Source organism: Mesorhizobium sp. M2A.F.Ca.ET.037.01.1.1, from assembly GCF_003998075.1.
Classification (GTDB): Bacteria; Pseudomonadota; Alphaproteobacteria; order Rhizobiales; family Rhizobiaceae; genus Mesorhizobium.
In genome coordinates this window covers 1-12,057 of record NZ_RZSA01000070.1, presented here as the reverse complement: position 1 = coordinate 12,057, position 12,057 = coordinate 1, and the positions used below count along the sequence as shown (strand labels likewise).

At 56.6% G+C, this 12,057-nt stretch carries 12 protein-coding genes; 8 read left to right on the top strand and 4 right to left on the bottom strand.

The features are described from left to right. Positions 1 to 197: 197 nt before the first annotated feature. From EOA27_RS06100 to EOA27_RS06090, 3 genes are all read right to left on the bottom strand, one after another. Entirely contained in the window at positions 198 to 809 is a 612-nt protein-coding gene (locus tag EOA27_RS06100) for a glutathione S-transferase family protein (protein WP_126081720.1), read from the bottom strand. 140 nt (positions 810 to 949) lie between these two features. Then, positions 950 to 1,810 carry an EAL domain-containing protein gene (locus EOA27_RS06095; protein WP_126081719.1) on the bottom strand — a complete coding sequence of 287 codons (861 nt, stop codon included), beginning with the start codon at positions 1,808 to 1,810 and terminating at the stop codon, positions 950 to 952. Continuing rightward, positions 1,807 to 2,700: an EAL domain-containing protein gene (locus EOA27_RS06090; protein WP_127255749.1), complete on the bottom strand. Its 894-nt coding sequence runs from the start codon at positions 2,698 to 2,700 to the stop codon at positions 1,807 to 1,809. Before EOA27_RS06090 ends, EOA27_RS06095 begins: the two co-directional genes overlap by 4 nt. A 57-nt stretch (positions 2,701 to 2,757) precedes the next feature. Between EOA27_RS06090 and EOA27_RS06085 the strand changes: the two genes are divergently transcribed. Further along, positions 2,758 to 3,963, top strand: a complete 1,206-nt coding sequence (locus tag EOA27_RS06085; RefSeq protein ID WP_127255747.1) for a site-specific integrase — start codon at positions 2,758 to 2,760, stop codon at positions 3,961 to 3,963. A gap of 732 nt (positions 3,964 to 4,695) precedes the next feature. Here the strand turns inward: EOA27_RS06085 and EOA27_RS06080 are convergent. Then, the gene (locus EOA27_RS06080; protein WP_127255745.1) at positions 4,696 to 5,757 is read right to left on the bottom strand and encodes a hypothetical protein; all 1,062 of its coding nucleotides are present in this window, start codon (positions 5,755 to 5,757) and stop codon (positions 4,696 to 4,698) included. Positions 5,758 to 5,854: 97 nt separating this feature from the next. On the opposite strand from EOA27_RS06080, the gene EOA27_RS06075 reads away from it, so the two are divergent. The 7 genes from EOA27_RS06075 to EOA27_RS06040 form a co-directional block, all read left to right on the top strand. Continuing rightward, positions 5,855 to 6,034 carry a hypothetical protein gene (locus EOA27_RS06075; RefSeq protein ID WP_127255743.1) on the top strand — a complete coding sequence of 60 codons (180 nt, stop codon included), beginning with the start codon at positions 5,855 to 5,857 and terminating at the stop codon, positions 6,032 to 6,034. Between the two features lie 869 nt (positions 6,035 to 6,903). Further along, positions 6,904 to 7,200, top strand: a complete 297-nt coding sequence (locus EOA27_RS06070; RefSeq protein ID WP_127255741.1) for a hypothetical protein — start codon at positions 6,904 to 6,906, stop codon at positions 7,198 to 7,200. Beyond that, complete coding sequence (locus tag EOA27_RS06065) at positions 7,197 to 7,421, top strand: hypothetical protein (RefSeq protein WP_127255739.1); 225 nt, start codon at positions 7,197 to 7,199, stop codon at positions 7,419 to 7,421. The genes EOA27_RS06070 and EOA27_RS06065 overlap by 4 nt, the downstream gene beginning before the upstream one ends. Next, positions 7,418 to 7,906 (top strand): hypothetical protein, encoded by a 489-nt coding sequence (locus EOA27_RS06060; RefSeq protein ID WP_127255737.1) that lies wholly within the window; start codon positions 7,418 to 7,420, stop codon positions 7,904 to 7,906. Before EOA27_RS06065 ends, EOA27_RS06060 begins: the two co-directional genes overlap by 4 nt. Positions 7,907 to 8,412: 506 nt before the next feature. Then, a complete protein-coding gene (locus EOA27_RS06055; protein WP_127255735.1) occupies positions 8,413 to 8,712 on the top strand; it encodes a hypothetical protein in 300 nt (99 codons plus the stop codon). Positions 8,713 to 9,087: 375 nt separating this feature from the next. Next, entirely contained in the window at positions 9,088 to 10,413 is a 1,326-nt protein-coding gene (locus EOA27_RS06045) for a hypothetical protein (protein ID WP_127255731.1), read from the top strand. An 860-nt stretch (positions 10,414 to 11,273) separates the two neighbouring features. Continuing rightward, positions 11,274 to 12,057, top strand: a 784-nt coding sequence (locus EOA27_RS06040; protein WP_145970270.1) for a pyridoxal phosphate-dependent aminotransferase, incomplete at its 3' end; no start/stop codon positions are given.

The window sequence follows — 12,057 nt, the reverse complement described above, 5'->3', positions numbered from 1 at the left end:
TCGCCCTGCCGGGCACTTCTCCCCGTTCACGGGGAGAAGTGCCCGGCAGGGCGATGAGGGGCAGCGCCGACATTTCAGAACTGCCCATTTTGACCAGCTTAGAAAAGATGGCGCCGCCCCTCATCTGGCTGCCGCCATCTTCTCCCCGTGAACGGGGAGAAGGACGCTGTCACTCACGCTTTCGCCAATCGCCGGCTTCAGTGGGGCAGCCACTCGATCGGCACATGCCCCTTGTCCGCCTCGACCCGTTTCAGCCAGGCGGCGACGGCCGGATAGGCCTCGATCTGGAACCCGCCCTTCTCGGCGGTGTGGGTATAGGCGTAGAGCGCGATATCGGCGACGCTATAGGCATTGCCGGCGAAGAATGCGTTCTGCTCAAGATGCTGGTTCATGACGCCCAGCGCCTTGTTGCCGCGCTCCAGCGTTAGCGCCAGCCGCTCCGGCGTGGCGTCCTTCGCCCGTTCCGGAAAGGTCAAAAGCGCCTTGCGCACCGCGATATAGGGCTCATGGCTGTATTGTTCGAAGAACAGCCATTGGTAAGCCAGCGCGCGTTCGTATTTGTCCGCCGGCAGGAAGCGCGTTCCCTCGGCGAGATAAAGCAGGATGGCGTTGCTCTCGGCGATGCGCCTGCCGTCGTCGAGTTCCAGCATCGGCACCATCGCGTTCGGATTCTTGGCAACGTAGTCGGGCTTGCGCGTCTCGCCGGTATGCGAGCTCACCTCGACCCGGGTAAAGGGGATGCCGAGCTTTGCCATCAACAGCCGCGGCTTGTAGCAATTGCCGCTGTCGGCCATGTCGTAAAGGATCATGCCTCGTGCCCTCTCGAATCTCCTGGAACGCTCTAACGCGCGCGGCCAGGTCGCATCCAGTGATTTGTTTTTGCGAAAAACCATCAGCGACGCTGATAGGTTTTCTTTGGCATCAGCGTTGCTGGTGGGTTTTCTTGGCATCAGCGTTGCTGATGCAGGGGCACAACCTTGTTGCCGGCGTCGAGCAGGGCATCGACGGAAAGCGGCTCTTCCTTGAAGATCGTACCTGCGAGCGCCGGGCGGGCGAGATGGAAACCCTGCAGCAGGTCGGCGCCGCCCTCGAGCGCGACGCGCAGGTGCTGGGCATTCTCGATGCCCTCGACCAGCACTTTTGCGCCCCGCTCCTGCAACATGCCCACCAAGGGCCGGAAGAAGCGCTCGGCGGCGGCGTGGCGGCAGAGCGCGCCGAACCAGGCGCCGTCGATCTTGACGATGTCGGGCGCAAGCAGCTTGATGCGCGCCTCGGTGGAATGCCCGGTGCCGAAATCGTCAATGGCGATACGGATGCCGTCGCGCCGCATTTCACGCACCAGGCTGGCAAGAACGTGATCGTCCGCCGCCTGTTCGGTGATCTCGCAAACCAGCAGGGCCGGCTCCAGCTCGAAATCGCCGAGATGCCTGGTCATCAGCCGGATTTCGGCCAGCGCCCGCCCGAGATGATCGTTGATCATCGGATTGTAGTTGAAGAACAGCGTGAGTCCCTCGAGGCCGATGTTGCGGTAATTGCCGAGATGCAGCATCCGGCACATCGTTTCGACGAACAGCCGGTCGGATGCGGGAACGCCGCCGAAGAAGATCGACGGAGCCACCGGCTCGGCGATGCGGCGCGGCTCGATCAGCCCCTCGACGGCGACCGCCCTGAGCATCCTGTCCTCCGGCGCGAAGATCGGCTGATAGGCGCTCCACAGCCGGAAATCGCCGTAAATGCCGAACTGAAGGCCGATCTCGTCGGCGAAGATCGCCTTGGCGACGTTGCGCCGCCTCTCCTGGCTTTCGTTCATGGCGCGACCTTGCGCCCGAATACCCTTGCCGGCCGCGACCGCTTCGCCGGAGCCGCAGGGCTTGCGGCAGCCGACACCGTGCTCTGTTCAGCCGGAGGCTGCGCGAAGACGCGAAAGCTGGTGGGAGCAAGTTCGGGCCGGGCAAGCACATAGCCTTGCACCATGGAAGCGCCGGCTTTCTCGGCAAGCTCCAGTTGCCAGCCTTCCTCGAGACCTTCGAAGACGGTGTGGATGCCCTGGGTTTCGAAGCCCCGAACCATCGCCGTCAGCAACGCGAAGCCGGCGCCGGACTCCATCAGATGCGTGATCCATAGGGCATCAAACTTGACGATGTCGGGCTTCAGTTCCTGGATCCGGTGGATGTCGGATTCATCGGCGCCATAGTCGTCCACCGCGATGCGGAAGCCATTGGCCCTCAGCGCCTCGACAAAATCGTAGAGCGCTTCCTGCGAGGCCGACTTCTGCTCGGTAACCTCGCAGACGATGCGGCGCGGATCGATACCGGCCTCGTGCAGCACCAGCCGCATATCGCGCAATGCCTTGTCGGCAATGCCGCGATCGGTGAAGACCGACGGGTCGAAATTGATGAAGATCGACGCCTCCTGCGGCAGGCAGGCGCCGGCGTTCAGAAGATGCAGCGTGCGCGTCAGCGACTCGATATGCAGCCGGTCGGCCGCCGGGCAGGTGCCGAAGAACGCCGCCGGCGACTGCGGCTCGCCGTCGCGGAACGGCCGGATCAGCCCTTCGAAGGCGGCGACTGAAAGCTTGCCCTCCTTGAAGGCGAAGATCGGCTGGAACGCGCTTTGCAGCGTATAGATGCCCCAGACACCGGTCGAGGTGCCGTCGTCATGACGGATGATATGGGTTAACGCGGAAGTACCTGATTTCATGTCGCTTCCCCGAACTCGGGTCTTCCATTCACCCTTGGTTCACAGGAGACCTCAGAAATGGCGACTATTCGCAAGCTCAAGTCAGGCAAGTTCAACGTCCAGTGCCGCCGCAAGGGACAGCAAGGGCGGTCCAAGTCGTTCCTCACCCGACAGGACGCGGAGAGATGGGCGCGGGAGATTGAGCGCCAAATGGACCGTGAAGAGTTAGGCCCCGACCGACGTACTCTCAAAGGCATCACATTGGCCGATCTGGTCGAACGATACCGGGACGAAGTCTTGCCCAAAAAACGATCATGCCGGATCGAGACGGTCGAGCTAAACCGCTTCCTCCGGTATCCCATCGCGAAGAAATCCTTGTTCGATCTCCACCCGAAGGACTTCGCACAATACCGTGACCAACGCCTTAACGAGGTCTCGAAGAGGACAGGTCGTCCGATCCTTGCGAGGTCACTCAAGCGCCAGCTTGCGCCCCTGTATCACATGTTCGAGGTCGCCAAGCGTGAATGGCACATTGAGATATCAAACCCGCTGGCAGGGCTTTATCTGAAGGTCCAGGACGACAAGCGCCAGCGTAGGTTGCGCCCCGGAGAGGAAGACCGATTGTTGACGCAAGCCGGGAAGCTGACGCTCTTGGATGGTAGTCCGAATCCGTTTGTTCCTATCATCATCGTCTTCGCCCTAGAGACGGCCATGCGACAGGCAGAAATCCTTGCCATCCAATGCAAGCACATCGACTTCGAACGCCAGACGTTGCTCATCCCCGTAGCGAAGACCGGTTCCCGGTTGATCCCTCTGACGGCAAGGGCGGTGCAAATCCTTCGCGAAGCCATCGCCTCGCCTGTATGTGTCGAAACCGTCAAAGCTGGACGATCTGCGGGCACTCAATCCCTGAGGGGCATCATCGGCCCACGCCACATCACCCCGACGACAAAGGTATTTCCTGTCGATGTCGAAGCACTCAAATCGAATTGGACCCGTATCTGTAAGCGCGCAACACCACCAATCGAAGACCTTCACTTCCATGATCTCCGCCATGAGGGGATTAGCCGCCTGTTTGAACTTGGCCTGTCTATCCCTGAGGTCGCCAGCATCAGCGGGCACCGGGCACCAGCCATGCTGTTCAGATATGCCCACGCCAACATGACAGCAGTTCAAGCTAAGCTATTGGGTGTCACACCAGATAAGCTGTTGAGATTAAATCAAGATGTCCCCACGTTGATCGATCTACCGGGTCGCCAGACACCACTAGAACTAACTGCCTGATTTATAATATTATTTTCCCCACACAGAAATACTTTCATCCAAGGGGCTGTCTCTACCGAGGGGCGGCCCTTTTCTTGTCTATACCCCTACCTATACCCCAATCCTTACCACACCCCGGAATTAACTATCGGCAAGGTCGCGCCATTGATTTGTCACAATCGAGGTTCCACATATAACTTACGGGAATGGGCCGTAACCCCCAGACCCAAGTCAATTGCAGGCCACCTGTTGGCAACTACGTCGATGACATCCCCCCATCGTGAGAGGGACGAGACGAGCCAGCGGCCATCTTGCAAATCCCCAAACTGAATTCCGGAACACCCTCTAGCGGCGACGCATGGGAACTTGTCGGGCCGGACCGGCGTATAGGCTTCTCTCTGTTCCTGTCGGGATCGAGGGGCGCTGTGTGAGCGTAGGACGGCATTCCGTAGGCGGCAACTCGCTGTCGGTCCCTCTTTGCAAGCCCATGGCTTGGAGAAGGCGCAACAGACACAGCCGATGGCGCGGCCCGGGGGTTTCCCCTTCTGTCGTGTCAGCGATCAAACGTGGCCACTGGCGGATCAGGTCTTCGACCCTAGCGAGCCTAGGTCCCGGCTGTCGGACAAAAACATCGCCCTTGTGATCGAAGCTGACCCCCGGTTGGTAGCGACGGAAGCAACAGCAATCATGGTCTGTCCTGTTGTGGCAAGAGCAAGAGCGGCGATGAACAACCCCGATCTGCCTTCCTATCACCTACGACAAGCCAAGGCTGAATCCGTAGACGCCGAAGAGGTCAACACACCTGACGCTCCGGATGAACTCTTGAACAACCCCGGCAGGACATAGCCCCCTCACAGCGTCTCTCACATGCGAGGTGTCTTCGTCGGACATGTTGAGAGCGGTCGCGTAATAGGTCTTTTTCGTAGCGTTCTCTTTGTGCATGCTCTCGTCTGCGTCTGGCTTTAGCAGGCTCATGTTCAGTGGGATGAACCCGAAGCCCAAAAACACGACGGTTCTTGCCTGTCGTACAGCCCGATGGATCGCCTGAATCTCACTGGAACTCCTATCGACTCCCTCTGTGTAGGTCTTGATCTCTCCCCCCGCCAGTTGCACCAGCCGGTCCCCGCCTACCTCCTCACCGAAATCGCTCATAGGCTCTTTGCCCATCCACGGCAGATTCCCGACTTTTCCGTAGGGATGGTAGATGCTCATACCGTTGACGACTTCTGCGGCTCTCTTCTCATCCACACCGTAATGCGTCTGGATCGCGTGGTACATGAAGTGCTCAAAGCAGCGGTCATAGTTGAAGGTGATGACGCTTAGGTTGGAGAGCCTCCCGAGGAATTCCCCATACGGAACCTCGAACAGGAGGTTGGCAAATCGGTTATACCAAGTCGGTTTCAGCACCCCGAAATTCATCCTGTTCGGTGGTGGTTGGTCAGCCTTGATCCAACTGTTTCGCTCTGCCTGGAGGATGCACCGAGCAATCCCGAGCTTCCCACACAACTCTATCGTCTTCGAGTCTTTATGAGCGTTGAGATAGTTGTCGATAGACCGGGCTAGCGGAAGGGCAGCACTGATTTGCCTGCAAGCCTCTAGTAGCTTTATCTTCGTGATCCCTACCTTGTTGTGGATCGCAACAAATTCCGCCGCGTCATCGATCACAGAGTCAGCGAACCTCATAATGGTGCCGCCACTGACAAGCTCAACCTTCAACGCAGCCGATATCTGTTCTTTTAGCGTGTCACCTACGGGAAGCCCTATTTCGAAGCTGGCCCCTGCTCCAAGTATCAAAAGTGTCTTGTCTGCAAACACGGCACCCCTCCGTTGATTCCTGTCGGATTGTGGACCCCGACCCGTAGAATGACAACGCAGGGTCACCCACCGTCCCATCATCATTAGGAGAAATCACATGGGCATTGTCATAGACTTCAACACGGTCCCGAGTTCTCTTTCACAGGCAGATATGCTTGCGCCTGACGACCCGGATTTGAAGTTAATCCAACTCGTCGATGAAAGCCGAAGGCTCAAAGTCCGACTGATCGAACTCAACAGGCTGATTGAGCAAGAGATGGAGCGACGTTCCCCTTGATTTACACCCCCGAAATCGTGGGGGACATCCCTAATACAATCAATTACTTACCGTAAGCGTAGCAGAAAATGTCGATTGATATCAGCGACTTACAGGAGGTCGGCCTTATCGCCGTGAGTATATCAGAAAATAACAGGCAGTATTACTATGGTTTTGGAGGATGCATGAAATAAATATTTGCCTTATATCTCAAGGTGTTGCGCAGTATATTAAAGTAGTCCGCTATGGTTTACTGTTGACTTCGGTAGAAAAACATGGGATAATATCCCGAGGATTGGGCTTCTAAAATCTGATCCTTGTTTTTACTCCATAAATTTTGAAACTCTAACAGCCCTCGGTCGAAGGGGGCAGAAGTATTTTTTATGTCCAAGAACGACAACACTCGCATTTCGTTGCCTACCCCGTCAAAGAAAGGATCGTTGGTCTGGTCCCATTATTCGAAGGACAAGCCACTCCAAGGCCAATTGGTCGCTCAACCTCAGAAGAATCGCCCGAACAAGAAAGGTAACAACAAGGAAGGGCGGAACATCTAATGCGCGCCTCACAGCCAGACCTCTCGAAGGTAGCGACTAGGGCAATCATATGGGTCAATGACCTTAAATTGGATTTCACCGTCATCGCTGTTTCGAAGGGAGACCAACGAAGCTACGTCAAGACCCTCTCTGACGAGTACTCACACCACTACCTTACCTTTGCCGGAACTGTAGCCGACCCAGAGTTAGGCCGGTTTACCTCTTGGAGTGACACGATAAGGGCACTCATTTCGTGGGCTGATCGGAGCGGCCACACACTAGAAATCTATCACACCTCCGAAGACGGCCAGACCCGCATCGACGTTAACCCACAATCTATTTGAAAGGAAAGTTTTCATGAGCACCAAAGTTGAAGTTCAAGATAAGTATTTTATTTCGAAGAAGCTTGCCGACATGGGAGAGGCCGAGAGGGAAATGCTCCGTCTTCGCGTCATCGATACGGCTAATGCTCTCGATTCAGCCATTACCCCGGAGTTTGCTGAACTCGTAGCGTTGGCGGTCCTCGAAAGGCGGGGACTTAAGTCAGGGACGATGGAAGACGCGATCACCAACGCACCGCAGACCCGAAAGGAAGAGGCAAAGAAGTCTTCCATTTTCGCGCGTCAGGTCGGCATCTCCCGGAGGGCTGAATGATGTCCAGCCTAGAAGATCGTCAACGTCTCTCCCGAGAGATGTCTGAAGCCGCGCGGCGTGAATGGATGAGGGACTACAGTCTCAACCAAGAGGCCAAGTCGGAACTCATCAAGATGCGTGTCACTCAGTTCGTCGAAGAGATCGGAAAGGGTCTCGACCACGATGACGCGGCCAAGCGGATGCTGATTGATTTGGGTGTCCTCCCCGGAGGCGACCATTGAAAGAGAGAGATGTCCGTTTATCGAAGATCGGAGATGAGTTCCTAGTCCATATTCCCTTGTCCCGAAGCGGTGTCGATGAATGCTGTATCGACCTCGACGCCTATAACGAACTCATCGGTTTGAAGTTGTCCCGCAACTGGAATCTCCAAGGCGGAGCGGTTTCCGCTAGAGGCCCCTTTGGGGTTGAGGTCTTAGTGGCTCGTGTCATCACCGATGCTCTGCCGGGCGAACGTGTCGTCTACATCAACGGGGACCATCTCGATTTGCGGAGGGTCAACCTTGGCCTCCAAGAGTACGGAGCTTCCGTCAATCATGATCGTGCCATGTTGGTCGAAGCGGCGGCAGAGTTCGAACGCCGTAAGGCCCTGGCATTGGCGAGGGGGACGTATAAGCCCCGATACCGGAGGATTCCTATCATCGTCGGGCCTCAGGTGAAGAAGAGGCGAATTATCCATGAGCCGTTGCCGCTAGAAGTAGTGGCTTAAGAAACTTAACCGGGGCTGGTCCTATGGGCTGGCCCCACACCATGGAGAGAAATGTTTGACGGACTGAATACTAAACACAAGCATTGCAAATCATGTGGCATTCATTTCATAGCCACTAGGGCGACAGCCCAATTTTGTTCAGCCAAGTGTCGGATGAGGCATTTACGTCTTAATCACGACTGTCTTAGCGTAACATCCGAACTCCCCCCTACAGAGGACAGGCTTAGCGTAACATCGCGCTGTAGCCCCCCTCCACACCCCGAAGAAGGGCTTTCTAGAGGGGTATCCTACCCCGTCCTGTATGAGGGGATGATTCAGCTTGACAGCGAGTGTCCCTACATCGGTTCCGGCTACCGGAGTGTGATCGTCACCAAGCGGCCAGACGGTCGCGTTTCTGTGACTTCGAAGGCTACAGGTTTCAAGGCGCGGATATCATCGAAGACATGGGATGCCATTGCGGCATCTAAGGCCAATCGATCAAGGGTGGCTGAATTCGGGGTGGCCCCATGATTACCCTAGCCCTGAATGACGCTTGGTCGGTCACCCTCGCTGATGATGGTCGGCTCGTCCTCTACCGCCTTGGACGGGAGTTCGGTCGGTACAAGTCGGTTCACGCCCTCTGGCAGAGCAACCGGGAGAGATTCGGCAAGGTCGATTCCGATGCATTCAACCGGCTGTTCACACTCGGTCGGGATCACCATGACACACCAGACGAAGCCACACCCGGAGAGGTCAAGCTTGGGTACTGGCTACACCCCGAACAACTGAAACCGAAGAAGAAGGGAGACCAGACCATTGGCAATTAGTTTGAGCAGCTTTGCCGACATGGCGAAGACATTGGGAATCGAAAACTACACCCCGGAACCAAGCGACCGACGCGCGAAGGCACGGGGCTTACACAAGAGTTCCGATTGGGACCCCGTTCGACTGACGGAAGCTCTCTCCCACATCCCGGCGGATAACCAACCGGAATGGTTCAAGGTTGGGGCTGCATTGTTTGACGCTTCAGGCGGATCACAAGATGGCTTCGACCTCTGGGACGAATGGTCTCAGACGACAACGCGGGGGAACTACGACCCTAAAAAGCAACGCTACATGTGGGATCGATACTTCCGGAGTACCGGAGTGACAGCCAGAACTATTTATAGGATGGCGAAGAGAAAGGAGGTTCAGAAGATTTAATGTCGACCATTTTTAGGAGCTTATTTGTTAGAGACGATCCGGTCCTTGTGATCGATAGACCTTGCGGCTTTGGCAAAACTACAAAGATGATTCAGTCGTTCCGGTCAGACAGGCGTTACCTTGTCATCACGCCATTGCTGAGTGAGGTCGAAAGGATCATTGAGAAATCAGAAGTCCCTTTCGATCAGCCTGATGACGAAGGGCGGAGCAAACGAGATAGCCTCCGTGAGCTTCTGTCGTCTGGCAAGAATGTGGCAACGACGCACGCTCTGTATACGGACATCGTGGCACTAGCGAATGATGGGCTGCTAGACGGGTATGACATCATCATCGATGAAGTCCCCGAGGTCTGCCGCGCGATCAACGGCGGTAAGATCAAGTCGTTTCAGAGGCTATACGTCGAGACCGGCTACGCCACTGTTGATCCTGACACATATCGGGTGACGGCCACGGAGAAGTGGCACGACGAAGCGCATGACGTGAACGACACGCTGAGGGAAAACCTGTACCGATTGGCATCCGCACGGACGCTCTTTCTTATCGATGGTGTGTTCTTCATGTGGGCACTGCCTGAGACCCTTCTCCATGTGGGACGGAGCTTCACCGTCTATACGTTCATGGCGGAAGGATCCATGCTCCTGGCTTACCTCAGAAAGATCGGGATTGCGTACACCCTAGATGAAGACGCCGAAGCAAATGAAGCGTTTCGTCTGAAGGCGCGGGAGCTTATCACCATTGAGAAAATACCGTCGTTGCATGGTGTCAGCCTGTCGTACACCGGGCAGACGACCAGCGTTGACGGTAGGAGGGTTTCAAACGCCCTGAGAGGTCTACGTCGATACGATCTCGGGGACGACCTATCTGGCGTTCTGGTCACATGCGCCAAGTCGAGTTGGTATCTCAACGGATTGGACAATGACGATGTGAAACAAGGGCGGCCCGCAAAGCCCGGCCCGTATGCCTCAGGGTCGAGGATGTTCGATGGCGCTACATGGTTGGCGAATACCACTCGCGGGACGAACGATTACATCGACAAGTCGACACTCGTGTACCTCTGGGACCAGCATATCAATCCGTATGTCAACCGATGGCTTGGCATTGGCAGGGATGGCGTCGAGCAGGATCAGTACGCTTTGACCGAGTTAATCCAGTGGGTCTACCGTTCCCGCATTAGACGAGGCGAGAAAATCACGGTCTACCTCCCTAGCTACCGCATGAGGTCTATTCTGGAAGATTATCTCACCGGGGAAGACAACAGCCGGATGAGAAATCGTGCGGTCAAATCAAGGGCTGATTACTACAAAAGGACCCGATCTGCGGCTTAGTTTCGAATCGGTTGGACACAAGTCGTGTCCCATCGTGAAAAATTCACTAGTATAATCAAGGGGTTAAGACCCATATTATTATAAGAAGGATAATGAAATAGGATACGCTTAGGTAGTCAGGCTCATGCTTCGCCTTCGCATAAAGAAAATTATACCTAAGGGCATCCCCTTTTTTTTCTTTAAGCGAGCCTCGACAGAGGCGACTACCCTTGGGGCCGTCGCTCGGTACCGTCGTCTGTTCACACCGTTCACACTCGATTCACACCAAAGGGACCTCTCCCCGGTGATCCAAGGCAAGGCTGGTACTCCCCGGTAAGGTCCCGCATTGGATATTTTTCGGGCGATTTTTCCGAGGGGCCATACCTATGGCACTGACGGGGGGCCGTCCCCCTTGTACCCCTCCCCGGCGGGGTCTCCCTGTAGCCTAAGCCATTGATTATGCTGGCCATTCTTCTCTTGTCTATACGGCTGACGTCATACGCAGCGAGGTCTTGCCCACATAAGACCGGTCGAGGTCTGTTGAGGTCGGGGAGTCGAAGACCTTACGACTGTCAGGGAGTAAGCCGACCGACCATGCCGTCAGCGAGCCACTTGCTCGCGGTCATGACGGATGATGTGGGCAAGCCCGATGCTGCGCGACAAGGTTTCTCGCTCCGCGAATTGGCGCAATCCGATCTGCGATCCTGCCAGTCAAGGGTTTACCGGCCGTTGATGAATTTAGCGTTGCTGCGCACGCAGGCTGACTTTGGTCACGCCTCCTTGACCTCTGGCTCATCGCACAATGCTTGCGCTCCGCGCCATCATGCGACATGAGAGGCGCCGCGGCCGCTCCTGGCCGCTTCCCTAGGAGACTTTTTGTCATGGCCTTTCTCGCCGACGCCCTTTCCCGCGTTAAGCCTTCCGCGACCATCGCGGTGACGCAGAAAGCGCGCGAGCTGAAAAATGCCGGCCGTGACGTGATCGGCCTCGGTGCCGGCGAGCCGGACTTCGATACGCCCGACAACATCAAGAACGCGGCGATCGAGGCGATCCGCCGTGGCGAGACCAAATACCCGCCGGTGTCGGGCATCGTGCCGCTGCGCGAGGCAATCGCGAAAAAATTCAAGCGCGAGAACAATCTCGATTACCGGCCGGAGCAGACCATCGTCGGCACCGGCGGCAAGCAGATCCTGTTCAATGCCTTCATGGCGACGCTGAACCCCGGCGACGAGGTCATCATCCCGCGTCCCTACTGGGTGAGCTACCCCGAAATGGTGGCGATCTGCGGCGGCACGTCGGTCTTCGCCGACACCTCGATCGACAACGGCTTCAAGCTCACGGCCGAGGTGCTGGAAAAGGCAATCACGCCGAAGACCAAATGGCTGCTGATGAACTCGCCGTCCAACCCGTCGGGCGCCGCATACACGGAGGCAGAGCTCAGGGCGCTGGCCGATGTCCTGCTCAAGCATCCGCATGTCTGGACGCTGACCGACGACATGTATGAGCATCTGACCTATGGCGACTTCGTCTTCAAGACCATCGCCGAGGTCGAGCCGAATCTTTACGAGCGGACGCTGACGATGAACGGCGTGTCGAAAGCCTATGCCATGACCGGTTGGCGCATCGGCTACGCCGCCGGCCCCGTGCCGCTGATCAAGGCGATGG